General features: G+C 63.7%; 20 protein-coding genes. 13 read left to right on the forward strand and 7 right to left on the reverse strand.

Annotation, left to right across the window (positions count from 1 at the left end):
* Positions 1 to 58: 58 nt before the first annotated feature.
* Together glsA and GWG65_RS19580 are read right to left on the reverse strand one after the other, a co-directional pair.
* A complete protein-coding gene (gene glsA, locus GWG65_RS19575; RefSeq protein ID WP_275197164.1) occupies positions 59 to 1,906 on the reverse strand; it encodes a glutaminase A in 1,848 nt (615 codons plus the stop codon).
* 150 nt (positions 1,907 to 2,056) lie between these two features.
* Positions 2,057 to 2,278, reverse strand: a complete 222-nt coding sequence (locus GWG65_RS19580; RefSeq protein WP_275197242.1) for an acetyl-CoA carboxylase biotin carboxyl carrier protein subunit — start codon at positions 2,276 to 2,278, stop codon at positions 2,057 to 2,059.
* A gap of 96 nt (positions 2,279 to 2,374) precedes the next feature.
* Here GWG65_RS19580 and GWG65_RS19585 point away from each other — a divergent pair, with 96 nt between their 5' ends.
* From GWG65_RS19585 to GWG65_RS19605, 5 genes are all read left to right on the forward strand, one after another.
* A complete protein-coding gene (locus tag GWG65_RS19585; protein ID WP_275197165.1) occupies positions 2,375 to 3,349 on the forward strand; it encodes a helix-turn-helix domain-containing protein in 975 nt (324 codons plus the stop codon).
* Positions 3,279 to 4,838, forward strand: coding sequence for a carboxyl transferase domain-containing protein (locus GWG65_RS19590; protein ID WP_275197166.1), 1,560 nt, complete (start codon positions 3,279 to 3,281; stop codon positions 4,836 to 4,838). Before GWG65_RS19585 ends, GWG65_RS19590 begins: the two co-directional genes overlap by 71 nt.
* A 586-nt stretch (positions 4,839 to 5,424) precedes the next feature.
* A complete protein-coding gene (locus GWG65_RS19595) occupies positions 5,425 to 6,834 on the forward strand; it encodes a pilus assembly protein TadG-related protein (RefSeq protein ID WP_275197167.1) in 1,410 nt (469 codons plus the stop codon).
* 9 nt (positions 6,835 to 6,843) lie between these two features.
* The gene (locus GWG65_RS19600) at positions 6,844 to 7,395 is read left to right on the forward strand and encodes a TadE/TadG family type IV pilus assembly protein (RefSeq protein ID WP_275197168.1); all 552 of its coding nucleotides are present in this window, start codon (positions 6,844 to 6,846) and stop codon (positions 7,393 to 7,395) included.
* Positions 7,396 to 7,407: 12 nt separating this feature from the next.
* A complete protein-coding gene (locus tag GWG65_RS19605) occupies positions 7,408 to 8,055 on the forward strand; it encodes a TadE/TadG family type IV pilus assembly protein (protein WP_275197169.1) in 648 nt (215 codons plus the stop codon).
* Positions 8,056 to 8,122: 67 nt separating this feature from the next.
* Here the strand turns inward: GWG65_RS19605 and GWG65_RS19610 are convergent, their stop codons facing one another.
* Complete coding sequence (locus GWG65_RS19610; protein WP_275197170.1) at positions 8,123 to 9,598, reverse strand: FAD-binding oxidoreductase; 1,476 nt, start codon at positions 9,596 to 9,598, stop codon at positions 8,123 to 8,125.
* Between the two features lie 408 nt (positions 9,599 to 10,006).
* On the opposite strand from GWG65_RS19610, the gene GWG65_RS19615 reads away from it, so the two are divergent.
* The 3 genes from GWG65_RS19615 (at position 10,007) to GWG65_RS19625 (ending at position 14,029) form a co-directional block, all read left to right on the forward strand.
* Positions 10,007 to 11,209 (forward strand): hypothetical protein, encoded by a 1,203-nt coding sequence (locus tag GWG65_RS19615; protein WP_275197171.1) that lies wholly within the window; start codon positions 10,007 to 10,009, stop codon positions 11,207 to 11,209.
* 146 nt (positions 11,210 to 11,355) lie between these two features.
* On the forward strand, positions 11,356 to 12,576 hold the full coding sequence (locus tag GWG65_RS19620; RefSeq protein WP_275197172.1) for a hypothetical protein: 1,221 nt from the start codon (positions 11,356 to 11,358) through the stop codon (positions 12,574 to 12,576).
* Between the two features lie 247 nt (positions 12,577 to 12,823).
* Entirely contained in the window at positions 12,824 to 14,029 is a 1,206-nt protein-coding gene (locus GWG65_RS19625) for a hypothetical protein (protein ID WP_275197173.1), read from the forward strand.
* A gap of 291 nt (positions 14,030 to 14,320) precedes the next feature.
* Here GWG65_RS19625 and GWG65_RS19630 read toward each other — a convergent pair whose 3' ends face one another.
* The gene (locus GWG65_RS19630; protein ID WP_275197174.1) at positions 14,321 to 15,484 is read right to left on the reverse strand and encodes a patatin-like phospholipase family protein; all 1,164 of its coding nucleotides are present in this window, start codon (positions 15,482 to 15,484) and stop codon (positions 14,321 to 14,323) included.
* A 218-nt stretch (positions 15,485 to 15,702) separates the two neighbouring features.
* Here GWG65_RS19630 and GWG65_RS19635 point away from each other — a divergent pair, with 218 nt between their 5' ends.
* From GWG65_RS19635 to GWG65_RS19645, 3 genes are all read left to right on the forward strand, one after another.
* Complete coding sequence (locus tag GWG65_RS19635; protein WP_275197175.1) at positions 15,703 to 16,485, forward strand: acetoacetate decarboxylase; 783 nt, start codon at positions 15,703 to 15,705, stop codon at positions 16,483 to 16,485.
* 111 nt (positions 16,486 to 16,596) lie between these two features.
* Positions 16,597 to 17,613 carry a transporter gene (locus tag GWG65_RS19640; protein ID WP_275197176.1) on the forward strand — a complete coding sequence of 339 codons (1,017 nt, stop codon included), beginning with the start codon at positions 16,597 to 16,599 and terminating at the stop codon, positions 17,611 to 17,613.
* 22 nt (positions 17,614 to 17,635) lie between these two features.
* On the forward strand, positions 17,636 to 19,039 hold the full coding sequence (locus GWG65_RS19645; RefSeq protein ID WP_275197177.1) for a carbohydrate porin: 1,404 nt from the start codon (positions 17,636 to 17,638) through the stop codon (positions 19,037 to 19,039).
* 6 nt (positions 19,040 to 19,045) lie between these two features.
* Here the strand turns inward: GWG65_RS19645 and GWG65_RS19650 are convergent, their stop codons facing one another.
* From GWG65_RS19650 to GWG65_RS19660, 3 genes are all read right to left on the reverse strand, one after another.
* Positions 19,046 to 20,335 (reverse strand): MFS transporter, encoded by a 1,290-nt coding sequence (locus GWG65_RS19650; protein WP_275197178.1) that lies wholly within the window; start codon positions 20,333 to 20,335, stop codon positions 19,046 to 19,048.
* A gap of 119 nt (positions 20,336 to 20,454) precedes the next feature.
* Entirely contained in the window at positions 20,455 to 21,645 is a 1,191-nt protein-coding gene (locus GWG65_RS19655) for an acetyl-CoA C-acyltransferase (RefSeq protein ID WP_275197179.1), read from the reverse strand.
* 337 nt (positions 21,646 to 21,982) lie between these two features.
* On the reverse strand, positions 21,983 to 22,753 hold the full coding sequence (locus GWG65_RS19660; RefSeq protein ID WP_275197180.1) for an enoyl-CoA hydratase: 771 nt from the start codon (positions 22,751 to 22,753) through the stop codon (positions 21,983 to 21,985).
* A 155-nt stretch (positions 22,754 to 22,908) separates the two neighbouring features.
* On the opposite strand from GWG65_RS19660, the gene GWG65_RS19665 reads away from it, so the two are divergent.
* Positions 22,909 to 23,442, forward strand: coding sequence for a PaaI family thioesterase (locus GWG65_RS19665; RefSeq protein ID WP_275197181.1), 534 nt, complete (start codon positions 22,909 to 22,911; stop codon positions 23,440 to 23,442).
* 64 nt (positions 23,443 to 23,506) lie between these two features.
* Positions 23,507 to 24,130 (forward strand): TetR/AcrR family transcriptional regulator, encoded by a 624-nt coding sequence (locus GWG65_RS19670; RefSeq protein ID WP_275197182.1) that lies wholly within the window; start codon positions 23,507 to 23,509, stop codon positions 24,128 to 24,130.
* The last annotated feature ends 55 nt before the right edge of the window (positions 24,131 to 24,185 follow it).

Below are 24,185 nucleotides of genomic sequence, written 5' to 3' on the forward strand. Positions count from 1 at the left end.
GAGTGGAGGTTCGGATCACCTCTCCCCGGCGGGGAGAGGTGAAGACCTCGGCCGCCGCTCACGTCGAGGTCAGAATATCCACCTTGGCGTTGGCGACGATCAGGCGGTCGGCCAGGAGCTGCGCCAGATTGCGCATGATGCGCTCGCTGGCGTGCGGGTGCTGCTTGCGGAAGCGCTCGAAGGCCTTGAGAGGCACCTCGAACGCGGTCGCTGCCATGTCGGCGAAAACATCGGCGGAGCGGGTGGCTTCCAGCAGCGCCATTTCGCCGAAGGCCATGCCGGCAGTCAGTGTCGCCAGCCGCACGCCGTCGGGCAGCGTGACATGAACGGCGCCGCTGCGCAGGAAGAACAGGGAAGCGGCGGGATCGCCGGCCGCCACGATCCTGGCGCCGGATTGATAGGTGCGGATCGTGCATAGCGAAGCCAGATCCGTCAGCTCGTCGCCGCCGAGGCCGGCAAGCAAAGGCTGCTCGGTGAGCTCGGTGGTCTCGTGGAAGTCGATCGAGCCGCCATAGCGGTAGACGATCTGGTCTTCCGCCCATTCGATCGCGGTATCGAGCAGGTAGAAGTCGCGCACGTTCTTCAGCTCGGCAGTCCATTCCCGCAACGTGTTCCATTCCTTCGAGGCGCGCTTGACGCCGGAGATGATGACGGTGACGTTCAGCGCTGCGAGCTCTTGGAAGGCCTCGGCCACCAGCCGTGCGCCGGCGCGCGTGGTGGAGGTGACGCGGTGCAGGTCGAACACCACGAATTGCGGCCGCGGCCGCCCGGCGAGCCGGCGCGAGACATAGTCGACGGCCGAGAGCGACAGCGTGCCGACCAGCTCGATGACCCGCACATCCTGCTCATGGGCCGCCAGGATCTCGCGTTCCTGCGGCCGGCGCACGCGCCGCGACGGGCTCTTGCCGATGTCGTAATCGGCAATGATCGCGTTGCGGGCGTCGTCGCTGCGGTTGAGCATGTGCAGGTCGTAATGCGAGGACAGCGCCTGGCAGACCTTGATGCCGCGCACGCTGTTGCCGTGCTTGTCGAGTTTTGGCGAATAGCTGCCGAGCCCGAGGCGCGCGGGCAGGGCGGCCAAAATCCCGCCGCCGACGCCACTCTTGGCGGGGATGCCGATCCGGTAGATCCATTCGCCGGCATAGTCGTACATGCCCGACGACGTCATCACCGATAGCGTGCGCGAGATCGCGTAGGGCGTCAGCACCTGCTCGCCGGTGACCGGGTTGACGCCCCGATTGGCGAGCGTCGCCGCCATCACCGCGATATCGCGCGCTGTCACCAGCACCGCGCATTGCCGGAAATAGACATCGAGCACATCAGCAACGTTGTCCGAGATCACGGCATTTGTTTTCAGCAGATAGGCGATGGCGCGGTTGCGGTCGCCGGTCTGGCTTTCGGAAGCATATACGGCTTCGTCGGCACTGAGGTCGCGCCCGGCAAAACGCCCGAGCGCGAGGCGGATCTGCTCGAAGGCGTCAGCGCCTTTGCTCGCCTGGATCAGCCCGGTGCAGGCAATCGCGCCGGCATTGACCATGGGATTGAACGGGTGGTTCTCGGAGTTGAGCCGGATCGAGTTGAAGGGATCGCCCGACGGCTCGACACCGATCGCGCTCTCGACCTTGCCTGCGCCGAGCAGGTCGAGCGCCAGCGCGAACACGAACGGTTTCGACATCGACTGGATGGTGAAGGGCACCCGGCTGTCGCCGACCTCATAGACATGGCCGTCCAGCGTCGCGAGGCTGATGCCGAAATAGGCAGGATCGGCCTTGCCCAGCTCGGGGATGTAGTCGGCCACTGCGCCCGAGGTCTCGGCTGAGAATTCGTTGAGGCAAGTGTCCAGAAACCGCAGCAACGGCGGTCTCGAGCGGGTCCAGGCAGAGGCGGAAGGCGATTGCGGTTTCATCACCTCCTGTTGTGCAACGCAATCAGGGCACGCGCAACCCGCTGGTATCCGAAGGCCATCCGTGGTGACGCCCAAGCGCAAGACGCCGTGCACCATCGCAATGTCACGTGTTTCAGATTGTCGCGGGCCACAATCGGCAACGGTGCGAGCTCAACTCGCAACGATCGCGATGGCCTGGCCTTCGGCAACGACATCGTCGAGCTTCACGAGCAGCGATTTGATCGTGCCGGCCGCGGGCGAGGGCACCGGTATCTCCATCTTCATCGCCTCGACCACCACAATCTCGTCGCCATCTGCCACTGTTCCTCCAACTTGCACGGGAGTTGCGCAGATGCGTCCCGCGACTTCAGTGACGATCTTTATTTCTGGCATGCCAATCGCCTTTTTGTTGTCGTCGCAAAATGCCTGAGGTAGCTTCGTCTGCAAGCGGAATTTAATTCCGCACAGCGGAACAACCTGGTAGGGAACATGGGACGACGTTCGGAGCGGTTGAGTAGGCAAGGTGCGCTCGCTGGCGATGCCGGTGAGGGTGATGTCATCCAGGTGGTCTCGCGCGCGTTCGACGTGTTGCGATGCTTCGAGGGCCACGAGGCCCGGCTCGGCAATCTCGAAATATCAAACCGCTGCGGCCTGCCGCGCTCGACGGTATCGCGGCTCACGCACACGCTGACGCGGATGGGCCAACTGGTCTACTTGCCGCGCGACCAGAAATATCGCATCGGCCCAAGCGCGGTGGCGATGAGCGCCTCGATGATGAAGGGCGCGCAGCTGCGCAGCATGATCCGGCAGCGGCTCCAGGAAGTCGCCGAGCAGTTGCCGGGCACGGTCGGCTTCGTCGTTCCCGATCGCTTTCATCTGGTCTATCTCCAGTTCGCGCGCTCGGCAACCGCACTCGGCCTGCACGAGGGCACCGGCAGCCGCATCTCGATGGCCTCGACCGCCGCGGGCGCGGCCTACACCGCGGCGATGGCGCCGGAGGTCGGCGATGCCTTCATCGCGGAGATGGAACGGGAAGCCCCCGAGGCTGCCAAAATCCTGAGGCCCCGCATCGAGGCCAACCGGCAGTCCTTGCGCGAGCACGGCTATGTCGTGGCCTGCGGCCTGTGGAGCCCGCACATCAATGGTCTCGCGGTGCCGATCTGGTCGCCGCAGTACCGGACCTTCGTCGTCGTCACGATCGGCCTTCTCTCCGCAATGTATGACGAGCGACGACTGCATGCGGAAGTCGCGCCGCTGATGGTCGAGCTCGGCAGGTCGCTCGGCAGCCTGCTCGAGGGCGCGGATGGCGACGTCTTCAACAACCGTCACGCGCGCAAGCCGATCGCGATGGCCGTGCATAACAATAACAAGCCGATCAATTCGGAGGGAGTGAATGAACTGGAAGCCGGAACTCGACGAGCTCGCCCGGCGCGAGGCCTTCGCGCGGGAGATGGGCGGCGTTGACAAGGTCAAGCGACAGCATGACCAGGGCCGGCTGACTGTTCGGGAGCGTATCGACAGACTGATCGACAAAGACAGCTTTCACGAGATCGGTGCCGTCTCCGGCGTCGGCGAATACGATCCAGCGGGCGAACTCAAAAGCGTGACGCCGGCGAACTGCGTGTTCGGCCGCGCGCGCATCGAGGGCCGCACCGTGGTCGTGGTCGGCGACGATTTTACCGTGCGCGGCGGCTCGGCTGACGCGTCGATCTCCGCCAAGCCGCTGATGGCGGAGGAGATGGCGCACGATTTCCGCCTGCCCATCGTCCGCATCATCGAAGGCTCCGGCGGCGGCGGCTCGGTGAAGACAATCGAGACCAAGGGCGCGGCCAATCTGCCGGGCGGCATCGGCGGCACACGCTGGTATCGCTTCACGACTGAGAACCTGTCGCGCGTGCCCGTGGTCGCGCTGGGACTGGGGTCGGTCGCCGGCCTCGGCGCAGCGCGCCTTGCCGCCAGCCACTATTCGATCATGACAAGAAAGTCCGCGATGTTTGTCGCAGGCCCTCCGGTGGTGAAGGCACTGGGGCAGGACCTCTCGAAGGAGGAACTGGGCGGCGCCGATATCCAGACCCGCGCCGGCGCGATCGATCATGCCGTCGAGACCGAGGAGGAGGCCTTTGCCTGCGCGCGGCGTTTCCTTTCGTACCTCCCGTCATCGGTCTACGAGTTGCCGGCGACCTTGCCCTGCACCGACAATCCGGAGCGCACCGAAGAGGCGCTGATGAACGTGGTGCCGCGCAACCGCAAGCAGGTCTACAAGATGCGCCCCATCATCGAGTCCGTGGTCGACAAGGGTTCGTTCTTCGAGGTCGCGTCCAATTTCGGCAGGCCGATCATCGTTGGCCTCGCGCGGCTCGAGGGCAGGGCGGTACTGCTGCTCGCCAGCGACAGTTTTCACTATGGCGGCTCCTGGACCGCGGATGCCTGCCAGAAGGTGGTGCGCTGGGTCGATTTCGCCGAAACCTTCCATCTGCCGATCGTCTATCTCATGGATTGCCCCGGCTTCATGATCGGCCTCGACGCCGAGAAGGCGGCCACCATTCGCCACGGCGTCCGCGCCATGGCGGCGGTGAACCAGACCACGGTGCCCTGGTGCACGGTGATCCTGCGCAACGCCTTCGGCGTTGCCGGCGTGGTGCATCAACCGGCCGACCGGTTCTCGATCCGTTACGCCTGGCCGTCGGCCTATTGGGGCTCGCTGCCGCTCGAAGGCGGCATCGAAGCCGCCTACCGCGCCGATATCGACGCGGCCGAGGACAAGGCAGCCAAGCTGAAGGAAATCGAGGACCGCCTCAACAAGCTCCGCTCGCCGTTCCGCTCCGCCGAAAAATTCTGGGTCGAGGAGATCGTCGACCCCCGCAAGACGCGCTCGCTCTTGTGCGAGTTTGCGCGGCTGGCCGAGCCGCTGCGCAAGCCGGGTCCGGCGGCGAATATGTCGATCAGGCCGTAGCTTCGGCCCGTCATTGCGAAGCGACGCGAGGGCTACCTTTCGGTTTTCGCGGCAAGTGGCCTCGCCTTCGCCGGCAGGGCGATCGCATATAAGAAGGAAGTCGGCGTGCGGTTTCCGTGTGGCCCATCCTTCGAGACGCCCGCCTTTGGCGGGCCCTCAGGATGAGGTCTTGTTTCTCGGCATAACCTTAGACCCTCATGGTGAGGAGCCCGCCAAAGCGGGCCTCTCGAACCATGCAAGCCGAGCCTTTCATGGCGTCCCAAGTGCCATACGCGATAGCCATGCCTCCGGCCGGGACGACACCGAATATGAGGCGGGCTGACCCGACGGGGCTCCCGGATATCCTGTCGCCTGAATCACGACGAGCCCGTTTAGTTGGCGTTAATGATGCCTTCTCAATATGACACATCTCAATCTGTCGCCTCCATGTTTATGGATTGCCCGTAAGCGTTGATTAAGGGGGCTATAGCCATATTTCCGCTGTGACGAGCGAGGGATCGGCGGCGAGACCCTGACCATCTCCTGCGGTCGCAAGTGTTCAGGGAATGGTCTGCGCCGCAGCGACGGCAATCAGGATGAAGGTCATATGCTCCGCCGCGCAGTGCTTCGTTTCGCGAGAGATCGGAAGGCCAACGTCGCCATCATCTTTGCGCTTATGCTGGTCCCGATCATCTTTCTCCTCGGCATGGCGCTCGACTACACGCTGGCCTTGCGCCAGCGCGAGCAGTTGAACGCGGCTGCCGACGCGGCTGCGATCGCGGCCGTGAGGCCGGCGATGCTGACGCAGACCGACAGCAGCGTCATCAGGGCGACCGCGGAAGCCGTTTTTGCGGCGAAGGCGAACCTTCCCGGCCTGGCGACGACCCCGACACCGACGGTCACTGTCGTCGATTCCGGGCTCTCGCGGACCATCACAGTTTCCTATACCGCGCAGTCCGTCAATAATTTCCCGGGCGTTCTCCGCACGCCGACCTGGCAGATCAACGGTTCCGCGACGGCTAAGGCTTCGAGCGCGCCCAACATGAATTTCTATCTGCTGATGGATGACTCGCCGTCCATGGGGATCGGCGCGACCACGGACGACATCAGCAATCTCATCAAGTACACCGCCCCCGCGTACCAGTCAGCGGGGGCCTCGCAGAATTGCGGCTTCGCCTGTCATCAAACCAATATCGCTCACGACGGCGGGACCAAGGATAACCTCGCGATCGCACGATCCAGGAATATCACCTTGCGGATCGATCTCGTGACGAGTGCCGTCAACCAGTTGCTCAATACATGGTCGAACTGCCCGCAGTCGGGCGTTTCGGGGGGCGTCATGCAGTGCATGGCGGCGCTCAACAACACCACCTACAAAGCGGCGCTCTATACGTTCGACTTAGGTTTGAACACACTGGCTTCGCTGACCACACCGACCAGCGCCGGACTCCAGGTTTCCAACATCGCGCTGATGCCGGTCGCCTACCAGAACTGCGTCGTTGTGACAACCAACTGTAAGACCGACAATGGCACAAATATCGCCGGTGCGCTTACAAGCATCAACGGCATCATGCCCACTCCCGGGCTTGGCAGCAACGTGGCGGGAGATACGCCGCAGGAAGTGGTGTTCCTTGTCACCGACGGCGTCGAAGACAAGATCTCCGCGACTTGCCCCAACGCGAGCTTCGCCCCCAACAGTCGATGCCAGCAGCCGCTCGACACGACGATGTGCACGACCATCAAGAACCGGGGCATCAAGATCGCCGTCCTCTACACGGAGTATCTGCAACTTATCGCCAATTCCGCCACCGGTATCCAGAAAACGGATAACTGGTACATGAGCTGGATAGACAAGTACGACCAGCCTACTTCCTCAACCGGCAAGATCGCGCAAAACCTCCAAGCGTGCGCCTCGCCTGGCTTCTATAAGAGCGTTCAAAGCGGCGGCGACATTTCCAAAGCGTTGACGGACCTCTTCATCCAGGTTGCGTCAAGCACTGCCAACCTGGTGCAGTAGGAAGCCGCCATGACCGCACCGGACATCGCAACAAAGAGGAGACGCCGCAATCGCTGCGCCGCTTTCGTAGGCGACAGCAAGGGGGCCACCGCGGTCGAATTCGCGCTCGTGGCCGCCCCGTTCCTCGCGCTCCTCATCGCGCTGATTCAGACGTTTATCGTTTTCTTCGCTCAGGAGCTGCTCGAATCCGTGGTGCGTCAATCCAGTCGCCTGATCCTGACCGGACAGGTGAAGGATCAGGCGATGACGCAGGCTGCATTCAAGCAGAAGGTCTGCGATCAGGTCGTCATATTTTTCACCTGCAGCGGCTTGATGGTCGACGTGCAGGTCGCCAATGCGTGGTCGTCCGCGAATACGGCCATGCCCTCCTTGACCTTCGACGGCACGGGCACAGTCACGAACAACTGGCAATTCAATCCCGGGGATGCCGGCGATATCGTCGTTCTCCGGGTGATGTACGTCTGGCCGGTTGTCCTCGGCCCGCTCGGTTTCAATCTTTCAAATATGTCGAACGGAAACCGGCTGATCATGTCGTCCGCCGCTTTCCAGAACGAGCCTTAGAAGGAGTTTGCCATGATTGCCGGCCTGTCGTTTCGCGCGCGGCACCTGTGGACCGATGTCAGGGGCGTTGCGGCGACGGAGTTCGCTATCGTGACCCCGTTCATGCTGGTGCTCTATGTCGGCGGCGTCGAGCTCGGCAACGGGCTCGCCATGAACGTCAAGGTCTCCGCAACTGCACACAGTGTCGCCGACATGGTGTCGCAGAACACGCAGGTCACGTCGGCCCAGATGGACGGCATTCTTGCGGCTTCGACGGCCATCATGGCTCCCTATCCCGTCAAGAATGGCAGCACCTCGCTGATGACGATTACCGTCTCCGAAGTCTCGACCGATAGCACCGGCAAGGCGACGGTTCAATGGAGCAAGTCGACCAGCACGTCGGGAGCGCGCGCAGTTGGTCAGGAGATGACCCTGTCTTCGTTCACCTCAACTGGCAACAATGCCAACATCTCGCTCATCCTGAGCGAGGTCTCTTACGACTACACGCCCAACCTCGGCTACACGATCGCCGGCACGGTCAAATTGACCGACAGCTACTACCTGTTCCCGCGCTGCTCGACGAACAGCCCGGCCTCGTCGAGCTTTCCGTACTACGACGTGAAGTATCCCGCGGCGGCGACGTGCTCATGCATCCAGCATCTGCAACAGAAGACCTGTTAGTCGAGGAAGCATCGGCGGTTAACAGGAATGCAGGCTGTGAGGCGCGGCTGAAGCTGCCCGGTGTCGATCACAGCCGCAGCACCTTGCCGGGATTCATGATGTTTTGCGGATCGAGCGCGCGTTTGATCGTGCGCATGATGTCGAGCTCGGTCTTCGACCGGTAGTGACTGAGCTCGTCGAGCTTGTCCATGCCGATGCCGTGTTCGGCCGAGATCGAGCCGCCCATGGAGGTGATGAGATCGTTCACGGCCCGCGTGATGGCGCCCTTGTACTGGCTCAGCGTCGGCTCATCCATTCCTTTGGGGCCCATGAACGAAAAATGCAGATTGCCGTCTCCGATGTGTCCCAGCGGATAGGGTCGAATGCTCGGGAGGATGTCGAGCACGGCCTTGAGTCCCTTGTCGATGAACTCCGGAATCCTGGAGATGGCGACCGAGACGTCAAAGCTCAGCCCCGGCCCCTCGGCTCGGTGGGCCTCGGCGACACTTTCGCGGATGCGCCACATGTTGCGTGACTGATTTCCCGTTTGCGCGATCACCGCATCGAGCACGCGGCCGGCCTCGAGTTGATCGGCGAGGAACTGCTCCATCTTATCGGACATGCCCTCGGTCCCGTCCTGGCGTGCCCGCGCGGACGACCATTCAAGCAGGAGGTACCAAGGCGTGTCCGCCTTGAGCGGATCCTGGGTGCCGGGAGTGTGGCGCAACACCAGGTCGACGGCGGCGCGGCTCATCAGCTCGCAGGAACCGACATTGTCCTCCGATGCCGCATGCGCTTCGGACAGGATCTGCAGGGCAGCGCCTGGATCCCGCACTGCCAGCCACGACGTGCAGACGTCCTTGGGCGCGGGCCATAGCTTGAGAACGGCCTTGGTGATGATGCCCAGCGTCCCTTCGGCGCCCATGAAGAGATGCTTGAGGTCGTAGCCCGTGTTGTCCTTCTTGAGGGCGCGCAACCCGTCCCAGACGTCGCCGTTGGCCAGCACGACCTCGAGCCCCAGCACGAGATTGCGGGCATTGCCATAGCGGAGCACCTGCACGCCGCCGGCGTTCGTCGACAAATTGCCGCCGATCATGCATGAGCCCTGGGCGCCCAGGCTGAGGGGCAGGAACCTGTCGTGGTTGGCCGCAGTCTCCTGAAGCGTTTGCAGCACGCAGCCGGCCTCGACCGTCATCGCGTAACCCACAGGGTCGACGTCGAGAACGCGGTTCATGCGGCCGAGCGACAATACGATGCCGGTGTGCGCAGGCCAGGGCGTGGCTCCGCCCATCAGCCCGGTGTTGCCACCCTGCGGCACGATCGCGACGCCGTGCTCATGGCAAAGCCGGACCACTTTCGAGACTTCCTCGGTGCTGGCGGGACGAACGACGGCCCCGGCACCGCCAACCAGCAATCCACGCCAATCCGTCACGAACGGCTGCTTGCCGTGTTCGTCCTCGATGAGACCCTTCTCGCCGACGATCGCGCGCAATGCATCGCGCATCTGGGCTGTCAGTGGGGTGGTCGGGATAATCGGTTCGGACGACAATATTGCAGCCGGCATTTGCTTCCCCCGGTACATCTTGGCGTGTACTGCGCACGTGACGTGGTCAGGGTATTGTCCACGTTTGGGCCGTGGAGTCTAATGGCAATATGACTTGAATAGGAAACCGGGACGAGCGCAGTCCGCGGGGAGTGGGCGATGCTGCCTCCGCATGAGCCGGCCTGTTCACGCCAGCGTGCTTCTGCAAGTAGATCATCAAACCTTCACGGAATGCGCAACCCGCGTGGGCGATCTCCACGATTGCCGCCGCGGTTCCATGCATGCAATCAAACTCTCACCCGAATTCCTGCAAATCTCTGCCATCTACCAAAGGTAGAACGCTCCCGGTGAAGCGTGGTCAACAACGCGTCTTGCAAAAAATTCTGCAGGCGTCAGGCCCGCTTCCGACAATGAAATGGGAGTTACGTCATGCAGCATCTGCCGAACGATACTTTCGACGTCACCCTTGACCAGTTTGGTCAAATCGAGACGGTGTACGGAGACCCCGGCTTTCCCGCAGCTAAGGACGTTTGGGGCGGCAACGACACCGTGACGGCCACCGTCACCGCGCTCAATACGCGACTCACGATCTTCGGCGACGACCACACGATCTTGCTTGGTCACTCGCAAGGCGGAAACGACACGCTCATCGCCGACATCGGCGGCGGCTGGAACACCGCCCTCGTGGTGGGCGATACCCAATCGATGATCGACGACGCCAAGGGCGGCAATGACACCATCGTCGCGGATGCCCATGGCACGGTCTACACCACTATCTCGGCCTTCGGCGATGTCGCGGGCAACATGTCGGGCAATGCGCAGGGCGGCCACGACGACATGACCGGCTCGATCGCGTGGCGCGGTGGCGCCAACCTGTTCGCCGGCGATGCCGGCGGTTCCATGATCGACACCTCGCATGGCGGCAATGACACGCTCGATGTCAGCGTACTCACCGCGGACGGCGGGGCGACTGTCAGCGGCGACGCCATCGGCGCCCTGCGCGGCCTTGCACAAGGCGGCAATGACAATCTCACCGTCACCTTGGACGGCGATAACCCCATATCCGGCGCAACCTTGTCGGGGGATTCGTCGACGTCCCTGATGGATCTCACCCAAGGCGGCGACGATGTCTTGACCGTCAAGATCGACGGCCAGTCCGCGGATGCGATCTCGTCACTGTACGGCGACGCGCCGATCATGGCGGGTCATTCTCATGGTGGCAACGATATCCTTAACGGCGGCGCCGGCCGGGACGTCATGTATGGCGATGCGTGGACCTATGAACCGGCGACGCCAGGCTCGATCACCGGCGGCAGCGATACGCTCAACGGCGGAGCGGGTGACGACCAGCTGTGGGGCGGGGGAAACAGCGACTTGTTCGTCTTCAACACCGGTTCCGGCAACGACACGATCAACGATTTCGATCAGGGCAACAAGGCTGTCGGCAGCACCGCGGTGGAGCACGATTTGATCGACCTGCAAAACTACGGCTTTGCAGACTGGACGGCACTGTCGAAACTGATCAGCGACAACACCGCCGGCGATGCCGTGATCCATCTCTCCGCCAATGATTCGATCACGCTCGACGGGATTCACGTAGCGAACCTGCATCCGACCGACTTCATCATCTGAGGAAGTTGAATCAAAAGCGTCGCAATCAAACTCTATCCCGAATTCCTGCAAACCTCCGCCATCTACCGAAAGTAGATTCCTCACGGTGAAGCGTGGTCAAAGCACGTCGCGCAAAAAGTTCGCCGACGTCAGGCCCGCGTCCGACAATGAAATGGGAGTTACGCCATGCAACATCTGCCGAACGATACCATCGACGTTCTGCTCGACCAGTTTGGTCAAATCGAGACCGTCTAGGAGATCCGAACTTTCCGACCACCACGGACGCCTGGGGCGGCAACGACACCGTCACGGCAACCATCAGCCAGCCCGAAGCAGAGGTCACGATCTTCGGCGACGACAATACGACGTTGCATGGCCAGTCCCACGGCGGCAACGACACGCTTACGGTCAATTTCAACTATGGCTGGAACGCCGCCCTCGTGGTCGGCGATGCCCAGGCGATGACCGACAACGCCAGGGGCGGCAACGACACGATCGATGTCGAGGACCACTCGTTGTACACGAACGTGCATGCTTTTGGCGATGTCGCCGGCGACATGTCGGGCAATTCGCACGGCGGCAGTGACACCATCATCGGCGCGGTGGGCTGGCGAGGCTACGACAATGTATACGCCGGCGATGCCGGCGGTTCCATGAGCGGCACGGCGCAGGGCGGCAACGACACGCTCGACGTCAGTCTGATCACGCGGGAGGGCTCAGCGCGAATCAGCGGCGACGCCATCGGTTCCATGGGCGGCGACGCGCATGGCGGCAACGACAACCTCACCTTGACCATGAGCGGTGAGAACGTCTGGGCCGGCGCCGCGCTGTCGGGAGATTCCTCTAGGTCACTGACCGACAACGCCCAGGGTGGCGACGACATCCTCACTGTCAAGATCAGCACCCAGTACACCGACGATGCGTTCGATGTGCTGTTCGGCGACGCTCCGACCATGTCCGGCAATGCCCATGGCGGCAACGATATCCTCACCGGCGGAGCGGCCACCGACCGTCTGTATGGCGATGCGAAGGTCTATGCCCCCGCGACGCCGGGCTCGATCACCGGCGGCAGGGATATCCTCAACGGCGGCGCCGGCAATGACAAGCTTTCGGGCGGAGGAAACAGCGACACCTTCGTCTTCAACACCGGCTCCGGCAATGACCTCATCACCGACTTCGATCAAGGAAACAAGGCGGTCGGCAGCACCGCGACCGAGCACGATCTGATCAACCTGCACGATTACGGGTTTGCGGACTGGACGGCGCTATCCAGCCTGATCAGCGACAATGCCGCCGGCGATGCCGTGGTTCATCTGTCGGCGAGCGACACGATCACGCTGGACGGGGTTCAGGCGGCCAACCTGCATCCGACCGACTTCATCATCTGAGGAAGTTGAATCAAAAGCGGCGGTGTCGCCCCGCAACGCGGGGCGACACCGGGATTGCGACAGCACGGCGACGGGTTCCGCCGCCGCGCTGCCAATCTTCGTCGCAATCAAACTCTATCCCGAATTCCTGCAAACCTCCGCCATCTACCGAAAGTAGATTCCTCACGATGAAGCGTAGTCACAGCGCGTCGGGCAAGAAGTTTGCCGGCGCCAGCCCCGCTTCCGACAATGAACTGGGAGTTACGCCATGCAACATCTGCCGAACGATACCATCGACGTCCTGCTCGACCAGTTTGGTCAAATCGAGACCGTCTACGGAGATCCGAACTTTCCGACCACCATGGACGCCTGGGGCGGCAACGACACCGTGACGGCAACCATCAGCCAGCCCGAAGCAGAGGTCACGATCTTTGGCGACGACAACGCGACGTTGCATGGCCAGTCCCACGGCGGCAATGACACGTTGACGGTCAATTTCAACTACGGCTGGAACGCCGCCCTCGTGGTCGGCGATGCCCAGGCGATGACCGACAACGCCAGCGGCGGCAACGACACGATCGATGTCGAGGACCACTCGATGTACACAAATGTGCATGCTTTCGGCGATGTCGCCGGCGACATGTCGGGCAATTCGCACGGCGGCAGTGACACCATCACCGGCGCGGTGGGCTGGCGAGGCTACGACAATGTGTACGCCGGCGATGCCGGCGGTTCCATGAGCGGCACGGCGCAGGGCGGCAATGACACGCTCGACGTCAGTCTGATCACGATGGAGGGCTCAGCGACAGCCAGCGGCGATGCCATCGGCTCCATCAGCGGCGATGCGCATGGCGGCAACGACAACATCACCTTCACTATCAGCACCGAGAATGTCTGGGCTGGCGGAGCTGTGTACGGAGATTCGGCGACCTCACTGACCGACAATGCCCAAGGGGGAGATGACATTCTCACCCTTAAGGCCGACGGCCCCCCGACCACCGAGTTCGCGCACGCTGTGCTCTACGGCGATGCTCCGACCATGTCCGGCAATGCCCATGGCGGTAACGATATTCTCGAGGGTGCAGCAACCAACGATTTCCTGTACGGCGACGCCGCGCGCTATAACCCCGCGACGCCGGGCTCGATCACCGGCGGCAGGGATATCCTCAACGGCGGCGCCGGCAATGACAAGCTTTCGGGCGGAGGAAACAGCGACACCTTCGTCTTCAACACCGGCTCCGGCAATGACCTCATCACCGACTTCGATCAAGGAAACAAGGCGGTCGGCAGCACCGCGACCGAGCACGATCTGATCAACCTGCACGATTACGGGTTTGCGGACTGGACGGCGCTATCCAGCCTGATCAGCGACAATGCCGCCGGCGATGCCGTGGTTCATCTGTCGGCGAGCGACACCATCACGCTCGACGGCGTCCACGCCGCGAACCTGCACCCGACCGACTTCCTCATCTGAGCGAGTTGCTCCGGGAGCAACCATCTCGCCCCGCCTACAGCGGGGCGAGATACAGGTTACACCTTTCCCGCCCCGCAAATCCCCCCAGCGCGCGCCACTCGTCCGCTGACAATAGCGGCAGGCCGCCCTGCGTGCTGCCGGCCCGGCAATTCGCGATGATGCCATCCTGCCCCTGTTTTGCCCGACGAGTCACACCGCCTTGCTGACCGGGCCGCTAAGTCATTGATCCGTAAGAAGTCGGCTACTGTGCATGGGGTTGTTTTCGCGTCTTTTGGTGGAGTGCCCCGCGCGCTACGCGCTCTCCGTTTCCCGGTGCACGTCGTGGACGACGAGGCCCATGCCTTCCTCCGGCATCTTGATCCAGTCGCGGCGCTTCAGCGTGCGCTTGGTGTCCTCGTAGCCGGAGGCCCAATGCTCGCGCATCGAGGTGCCGGAGAATTCGTGGTCCTTGGCGTCGCCCTCATAGGCCTTCTGCTGGTAGATCAGATGCAGGATCGCGATCTCCGGCATGTCGCGCAGGCTTGCCTTGAGCGCGCGGTCCTCGTCGGACAACTGCTCGTCGGGAAGCTTCGCCAGGGCCTTGTAGAGCTGGACCTTGAGATTGTGGGTGCGGCGATAGACGTCGGTATTGTGGCGCGTGCGCGAGGAATACATGATGTCCTTGTGGCGGGCCATCACGTCCTGGATCGAGCGCGGCAGCACGCCACGGGCGCTGAACAGGTCGACCTGGAACACCAGCGAGTTGAGGTCGTCCTCCTGGTCGAGCAGATGCTGCAGCGGCGTGTTGGAGACGATGCCGCCGTCCCAGAAATGATCGGTGCCGATCCGCACCATCGGCAGTGCCGGCGGCAGCGCGCCGGAGGCCATGATGTGCTCCGGCTCGATCTCGTCATGGGCGTTGTCGAAATAGATGAAGTTGCCCGAGAGCACGTTCACCGCGCCGACCGCGAAGCGGACCTTCTTCTCGTTGATGAGGTCGAAGTCGACCAGCTCGAGCAGCGTCTCCTTTAGTGGCGCGGTGTCGTAATAGCTGGTCGCGGTCCTGGCGCCGACCGGGCTGAACCAGGGATTGACCTGGTGCGGCGCGAAGAAGCCGGGCTGGCCGAACGCCGAGGTCATGTACGCGCTGACGAAATTGCGCGCCTGGCGGAATACGTCGCCGTCCGGCGTGTAGTGCCAGATCTTGCGGTTGGTAATGCGCTCCCAGAAGATGCGGAGCTGATCGAGCCGGTTCTCCGGCCTGTTGCCGGCGATGATGGCCGAGTTGATCGCGCCGATCGACACGCCGCAGACCCAGTCGGGCTCGATACCCGCCTCGTGCAGCGCCTGATAGACGCCGGCCTGGTAGGCGCCGAGCGCGCCGCCGCCTTGCAGCACCAGCGCGACGCGATCGCAGCGCTCGGGCCGCCAGCCACGTGAGGGCGGCTGATGTGTCTGATACGTGCGGGCGTCCATGGCCGATGCCTCCTGCTTGGGCCGGACGATTACGTCCGGCGGTGACGGCGTGATGACAATTCTCGCGCCGCTGCATCACCGGCATGCAAGGCGGCCCGGGCGAAAGGTCACGCCTCTGACGGAAATCCATCACATCGCAGTCAATGAGGCCGGCTAGCAATTTGCGTCTAACCAGAAGTCGCCGGGCAGGCATCACAGACATCAACAGGAGACCAGCGATGCGCAGGGAGGATTTGCTGAGACTTCCGTCCATGCCGGCTGCCGGACCGAGCTATCCGGCCGGTCCTTATCGCTTCGTCGACCGCGAATTCCTCGTCATCACCTACGAGACCGATCCCGAGCTGATCTGCGCCGGGCTGCCCGAGCCGCTGGAGCCGATCGACCAGGCGATCGTGCACTACGAATGGATCAGGATGCCGGATTCCTCCGGCTTCGGCAGCTACACCGAATCCGGTCTCGTCATCCCCGCGCGCCTGCACGGCGAGGAGGTGAACTTCGTCTCGGAGATGTATCTGGACGACGATCCGCCAATCGCGGCCGGGCGCGAGATCTGGGGCTTTCCCAAGAAATACGCGCATCCCAAGCTCGAGATCGTCAAGGACACGCTGACGGGCACGCTGGAATATGCCGGCCAGCTCGTCGCCATGGGCACGATGGGCTACAAGCACGAGAGCATGGCCGGGAACGGCGATCTCACCCGCGCCACGCTGTCGAAGACGCAAGTTAATCTGAAGATGATCCCCGGCGTCGACGGCCGTCTCGAAATCTGCCAGCTCGTCGCGATCAACCTCACCGACATCGTGCCGAAAGGATCGTGGATGGGGCCCGGCCGTCTGCATCTGGTGCCGCATGTCAACGCGCCCGTTGCCGATTTCCCGGTTCGCCGCGTCGTCGGCGCGCATCACTATATCGCCGACCTGACGCTGCCGTTCGGCCGCGTGGTGCATGATTACATCAGGGAAGCCGAGGCGGTAGCCGCGACGGGTTTGGCTGCGGAGTAGGGCGGCATCATCAAACTGTAACAAAGCCGTAATTGAGTATCGCGCGTGGATCCGGAAGGTGCCGTCGGCCATGTTCCGGAACGGGACATTTGTGGACGGTTAGGGTTGGCCATGGCTGATGCGGCGAAGCTTGTCAGCGCGATTTCGGATGCTGCGCCGTCGATCCCCGGCCTGGTCTGGGCGTTCCGGCTGCACGGCGACGGCAGCGCCGAGGCACTGCCGATCGACCAGCCGATCGAGTTCAGCCATGACGGCCGGCTCTGGCTGCATTTCAACCTGACCGACGCGCGCGTGCGGCCCTGGATCGCGGCCTCGCATCTGCCGCCGCTCGCGCGCGAGCTCTTGCTGTCCAACGATACCTTCCAGCAGCTTCACGTCATCGACCATTGCGTCTATGGCGTGTTCTCCGACCTCGTGCGCGACATCGACCGCGCGACGGAGGAAACCGCGTTCCTGCGCTTTGCCATGACCGAGCATCTCCTGGTCAGCGGCCGTCATCAGGCCTTGTGCTCGGCGGACGCGACGCGCAGGGTGCTCGAAGGCGGCTACCGCGTCGACAATGTCGCCCATCTCCTGGAGAAGATCGTCGACGAGGTCGCCGACACCCTGGACCGGATGGCCGACAAGCTCGGGCAGGAGATCGACGACATCGAGGAGCGAATTCTCGCCGATGTGGCAAAGCCCGAAATGCGCCGCACGCTTGGCCGGCTGCGCCGGACCTGCGTCAGGCTGCATCGTCAGCTGACCGGATTGCGGGTGCTGTTTCACCGCCTCGACCAGAAGAACACCGATCACCTCTCGCCGGCCTTGCGGATCCACGCCGGCAAGCTCGCGCAGCGGCTCGACGGGCTCGATCACGACATTGTCGAGCTGCGGGAACGCAGCCGATTGCTCGAGGAGGAGCTGCGCTTCAAGAACGAGGAGGAGAGCAATCGCCACCTCCATACGCTCTCGATCGTGACGACGCTCTTGCTGCCGCCGACGCTGATCACCGGCATCTTCGGAATGAACACCAAGGGCCTGCCGCTCACCGATGTCGAGACCGGATTCCTCTGGGCCGCCGGCCTGATGGCGAGCTCGGTTGGCCTCGCCTACCTGTTCATGCGGCGCACGGGCATCTTCAAATAGCGCACGCCAGCCGGTATCAGCCGTGAGCGGGACTGCCCAGAGATCTCCGTTGCGAAGTTCGCTCGCAGCAGCGCTGGCCTGTACGCTGGCGAGCAGCAGTGCGCTCGCCGGCGCCAAGGACGAAAGCGCGGCCGAATGGCTGGCGCCAAAATGGTTCAACGCGTGGCATGACGGGCTCGCGGGCAAAGGCCTGAACTTCGGCGCCACCTACATCGCCGACAACATCGGCAATGTGTCGGGCGGTGTCGCTCGCGGCGCCATGCATTTCGGCCGCCTCGATCTCTCGGTTGACGCCGATCTCGACAAGCTGTCCGGCTGGACCGGTGGCCGTTTCTACGCCAATGCCTTCGTCATCTACGGTCGCGGGCTCTCCCGCAACTACGTCCACAATCTCGCGACCATTAGCGAGATCGAGGCGCTGCCGGATCAGCGGCTCTACAACGCCTATTTCGAGCAGAGCTTCTTTGGCGACAGGCTGAATATCAGGGCCGGTCAGCAGGCAGCGGATGTCGAGTTCTTCGACAGCCAGACCGATGATCTCTTTATCAACGGCACGTTTGGCTGGCCCGCCATCAAGGCCTCGAACTTGCCGGCCGGCGGGCCGGCACCGCCGATCGCGGTACCCGGCATCCGCGTCAAGGCGGCGTTGACGGACCAGATCACCGCCTACGGCGCGGTGTTCAATGGCGATCCGTCGGGACCGGGCGAGGCCGATCCGCAACTGCGCGACCATCACGGTCTCGCATTCCGCGTCAATGATCCGCCGTGGGTGATCGGGCAGGTCCGGTTCAATTACGACATCGATATTGGCGGACGCCCGCTCGCCGGCAATTTCACGCCCGGCGCCTGGAAGCATTATGGCGCGTTCGACAGCCAGCGCTTCACGGCGGAGGGCACGTCGATCGCCGATCCCGGCGGGTCCGGAATTCCGGCAAAGCTTCGCCGCAATTACGGGATCTTTGCGGTCATCGAGCAGGTGCTCTACCGTCCGCCATCGGTGACGGAAAACAGCACCTCGGCCTCGCTGCCGGGCGTCACTGCCTTCGCCCGCATCGCCTACAGCCCGCCGGACCGCAACCTGATCGACCTCTATCTGGACGGCGGCATCGGCTTTGTCGGCTTTGTCCCGGGACGTCCGCTCGACCGCTTCGGCGTGGCGGCGGCCTACATGCGGATATCGAACACCGCGCGTCATCTCGATGTCGACTCCCAGTTTTTCACCGGCGTCCAGAGCCCGGTGCGAAGCAACGAGACCCTGATCGAGATGATCTACGAGGCGCACATCAAGCCGGGCTGGCTGGTGGCGCCGTACTTCCAGTATGTGTTCCATCCTTCGGGCGGCATCCCGAACCCGAACGATGCCACTGGCACATCGCGCATCGGTGACGCCGCAGTGTTCGGCGTCACCAGCACGATCAGGTATTAGGCCGGCTCACGCTGTCGCCGGCTGTAGTTTCGGCTGCCGCGACAGCGCCAGCACGATCAGCGAGGCGAACACGCAGAGCGCACCGGCAATGAAGAAGGCGGGCAGGTAGCTCTGCAGCAGCGTGCGCGACAGGCCCGCACCGAACGCGGCGGTGCCGGCGCCGAGCTGGTGGCCGGCAAAGATCCAGCCGAACACCAGATTGGCGCGCTCGGGGCCGAATTTCTGCGCAGTGAGGCGCACGGTCGGTGGCACCGTGGCGATCCAGTCGAGCCCGTAGAACATCGCGAAGATCGACAGGCCGTAGAACGAGAAATCGCTGAAGGGGAGGAAGATCAGCGAGAGCCCGCGCAGGCCGTAGTACCAGAACAGCAGCCAGCGATTGTCGTAGCGGTCCGACAGCCAGCCCGACATGATGGTGCCAAAGAAGTCGAAGATGCCCATTGCAGCCAGCAGGCTCGCGGCCTGCACCTGCGGGATGCCGAAATCGAGACACATCGGAATCAGGTGCACCTGGACGAGACCGTTGGTCGAGGCGCCGCAGACGAAGAAGGTCGCAAACAGGATCCAGAATGCGCTCGACTTGGAGGCGTCGCGCAGCGTGCCGAGCGCCACGGCCGTGATCGAGCCGTGGCTGACAGGCGGGGCGGGCAGGGGCTCGGTGCCCTCGTCGCCGAACGGACGCAGGCCCAGATCGCTCGGGCGGTCGCGCATCATGAGCAGCACCGCCAGCGCGGAGACGCCGAGCATGATGCAGACAAAGCCGAGCGCGAGGCGCCAGCCGAAGCGTTCGGTAAGGCTTGCGAGCAGTGGCAGGAACACCAGCTGGCCGGTGGCGACGCTCGCGGTCATGATGCCGACCACGAGGCCGCGGCGCGCGGCGAACCAGCGCGTGGCGATGGTTGCGCCAAGAACCAGCGCGGTCATGCCGGTGCCGATCCCGATCACGACGCCCCACAGCGCCACCAGCTGCCAGACCTCGGTCATGCCGAGCGAGGCGACCAGCGCCGAGACGACGATCAGCTGTGCGGTCAGCGTGACGTTACGCAGGCCGTAGCGATTGAGCAGTGCTGCGGCGAACGGCGCCATCAGCCCGAACAGGATGAAGCGGATCGACAGCGCGGAGGAGATCTCGGCCGTGCTCCAGCCGAACTCCTTCTGAAGGGGAACGATGAACACGCCGGGCGCGCCGACCGTGCCGGCGCTGATCAGCGCAGCGAAGAAGGTCACGCCGACCATCACCCAGCCGTAGTGGATATTGTGGCGGCCGAGTGATGCCGCGAGCCAGTTCGAGATCATTGGGCCTCAATGTTGATGGGCAGGCTTTTGGGAGGCCTGCGCGAGCTTGCAGAATGGCACGAGAGTCGTGTGTCGGAAATGACAGGGTTCCCTCATTTTCGGACTTTCACGTCAGCAGGTCAGACGCGCTCCACGGCGATCGCGGTGGCTTCGCCGCCGCCGATGCAGAGCGCCGCGACGCCGCGCTTGAGGTTCTGCGCCTCCAGCGCATGCAGCAGCGTCACGATCAGCCGCGCGCCGGTGGCACCGATGGGATGGCCAAGCGCGCAGGCGCCGCCATTGATGTTGAGCCTGTCGCGGGGAATGCCGAGATCGCGCTGCGCCGCCATCGCCACCACGGCGAAGGCCTCGTTGATCTCGAACAGGTCGACGTCGCCGGCACTCCAGCCGACCTTGTCCAGCAGCTTGCGGATCGCCGGGATCGGCGCAGTGGTGAACCATTGCGGCTCCTGGCTGTGGGTGGCGTGGCCCTTGATCACCGCTAGCGTCGGCAGGCCGTCGCGATCGGCGAGCGATCGCTTCGTCAGCACCAGCGCCGCGGCACCGTCGGCGTTGGCGGAGGAGGCCGCCGGCGTGATGGTGCCGTTGGCGCGGAACGCCGCCTTCAGCCCGGGGATCTTTGCAGGGTCGACCTTCAGCGGATGCTCGTCATTGGCGACGACGCGCGGGCCGGCTTTCTCGGTGAGGGTGAGCGGCGCAATCTCGGCCTTGAACGCGCCGCCTTCGACGGCCTTGCGGGCACGGCTCAGCGTCTCCATTGCATAGGCGTCCTGATCCGTGCGCGTGAACTGATAGGCCTCGGCGGTGGCTTCGCCGAAATCGCCCATGGAGCGGCCAGTCTCGTAGGCGTCCTCCAGCCCGTCCATCATCATGTGGTCGATGATGCGGTCATGGCCGGCGCGATAGCCGCTGCGCGCCTTTGCCAGGAGATATGGCGCGTTGCTCATGCTCTCCATGCCGCCGGACACCACGATGTCGGCCGAACCGGCACGGATGATGTCGTGCGCCAGCATCGTCGCCTTCATGCCGGAGCCGCAGACCTTGTTGACGGTGGTCGCGCCGGTGGCGTCGGGAAGCCCAGCCGCGCGCGCTGCCTGCCGCGCCGGGGCCTGGCCTTGGCCGGCCGGCAGCACGCAGCCCATGAAGACCTCGTCGATCTTCTCGGGCGCCAGTCTTGCACGCTCCAGCGCCGCGCCGATCACGTGCGAGCCGAGCTTGTGCGCGGCCAGCGGCGACAGCTCGCCCATGAAGCGGCCGAGCGGGGTGCGGGCGGCGGAGACGATAACGACGGGATCGGCGGCTTCGGCCATGGCGGGGCTCCCTAGCGGATGACGTGTAAGATTATAATCATCATATGATGCGGCGCAAAAAATGCAACCGCGCCCGGCATGAGAAATTGTCGTGATTTGGATGAGGTTTGTTGATTGCGAGCTGTAGTGCTTCAGCAGCGTCGTCCCGGACAAGCGCGCCTTGAGCGCATGCCGATCCGGGACCCATACCCACAGGGAGAAGTTTGGCGAAGATTTGTGGTGACGAGTTCGTGCCGAAATTTCTTCCTGTGGTAATGAGTCCTGGCTTTCGCCAGGACGACGCCGAGGAGGCGGTTGGCAGCGGCGCAGAACGGCCCCACTGTGTCGACTGGCAACCCTACCGCTTCCGATCCACAAACGCCTGCATCAACCGTGTCGGCTCGTCCGTCAGAAACGACTCGCCGAATACCTTGACGCTGAGATTCACCGACTCCGTCAGCGGCAGCTCCTCCCACTGGCGCAGCAGCGCCTTCTGCGACCGCAGCGCCTCGGGACCGCATTCGAGCAGCGCCGTCACAAGGTGCTCGACAGCCGCATCCAGCCCGCCTTCCGGCGCGATCTTGTCGACCAGTCCCCAGGCCAGCGCCGTCGGCGCGTCGATGTTTTCCGCCGTCATCACCAGCCAGCGCGCGCGCGCCCAGCCGATCAGGCGCGGCAACAGTGCGGCGTGGATCACCGAGGGGATACCGACGCGCACCTCCGGCATGCCGAAATGCGCATCATGCGCGGCAATCCGGAAATCGCAGGCCGCGGCCACTTCGAGCCCGCCGCCGAGGCACCAGCCCGGCATGCGCGCGATCATCGGGGCAGGGAAGGCGCGAACGGCTTCGCAGAGATCGCGCAACCGGCTGATGAAGGCTTCGGCTGATTTCTGATCGAGCTTCGCCATCTCCTTGATGTCGGCGCCGCCGATCATGCCTTTCTCGCTCTGGCCGCGCAGCACCACGACGCGAATGCCGCGGTCGGTGGCGAGCTGCTGCAGGCCTTCGCGCACCGCGTCGGTTACGGGGGAGCCGAGGATATTGAGCGAACCCGCATTGCAGATCGTGACATGAACGACGCCGCGCGCATCGCGCATCGCGCCGCAGTGGTGATTGAGCATTTCCATGATGAGATCTCGAAGTTTGGTGGACGCGCGCGGCGGTGCGCCGGTCGCGGTTACTTCCGGGCCGAAACGCTGGGCTTGTCAAGCAGGCGGGGAGACGGAGTTGCCTGCGCAAAGTTCGCGGCATAGTATGATCTAGAACATTTAAAGAGGCTGATATGATCGACATCGATCAAGGCGAACTGTTTTCGCCGGCGCGGCGCCGCCAGCGTGTGGTGGATTGGCAGGCGCCAGCGCCGGTCGCGAAAGCCGCGATGGGGCTTTCCGGCATGGACGCCATGCTCGGGATCCGCGACGGCCGCCTGCCGCCTCCGCCCTTCGCAAAGCTGATTGGCCTTGTCATGGCCGTGGTCGAGCCGGGGCGGATCGTCATGGAACTGGAGCCGCGAGAGGACCTCGAAAATACCATCGGCCTCCTGCACGGGGCGACCGCTGCCGCGTTGCTCGATACCGCCATGGGGTGCGCGATCTCGACCAGGCAGGAGGCGGGGCAGGGATCCGTCACGCTCGATCTGAAGCTGACCTACCTTCGTCCGCTCTCGGTCCGCTCCGGCATGATCTCCGCCGAAGGCAAGGTGATCAAGCTGGGACGCCAGACCAGCTACTGCGAGGGCTTCGTCCGCGACGGCAAGGGCGCGCTCGCGGTCCATGCAACTGCAACCTTTTCCATGATCGGCAACAGCTTAACGTGAATTAATGCACCCATTTCAGCATTTGCGTGTTATGAGATGACCTCCGACATCCAATGAGCACCACATGCGCTACTCCCGGGAACACAAGCAGGAAACCCACGACCGCATCGTGAAGAAAGCCTCGGTGCGGCTGCGCGAAAAGGGTGCCCATGGCATCGGCGTCGCCGACCTCATGAAGGAGGCAGGCCTGACCCATGGCGGCTTCTACGCGCATTTCGATTCCCGCGAGGCGCTGGTGATTGAGGCTTTTGCCTACGCCATGGACCGCTCGATGGAGCATTGGCGCAAGCAGTCCGATCAGGTCGCCCCCGAGAAGCAGCTCAGCCAGATCGTCGAGACCTATCTCTCGGCGTTGCACCGCGACAATCCCGGCCACGGCTGCTCGATTCCGGCGCTGGGCGCGGAGATCGCCCGCGAGAGCCCGAAGACGCGCAAGGCGTTTGCCGGCAAGCTCGACGAGATGATCGAGACGATGGCGGACTGCATTCCCGGCCAGCCGCGCAAGGCCGCGCGCAAGCAGGCGATCGCGACGCTCGCGACCATGGCCGGCACCATGCTGCTGGCGCGCATAGCCGGCACCAGCGAACTGTCGGATGAGGTGTTGAAGGCCGGCAAGGATAGCGCACTCGACGGCGCGCGCCGCGAGCCGACGAAACCGGCGAAGAAGCCGCGCGAGAAGCAGAACTAGGCGGAGATGCCGTAGGGTGGGTTAGCCCCGCGGCTGCGCGGAGCGCAGTCCGCTG

This window comes from Bradyrhizobium sp. CSA207, assembly GCF_029051685.1.
Taxonomy (GTDB): domain Bacteria; phylum Pseudomonadota; class Alphaproteobacteria; order Rhizobiales; family Xanthobacteraceae; genus Bradyrhizobium.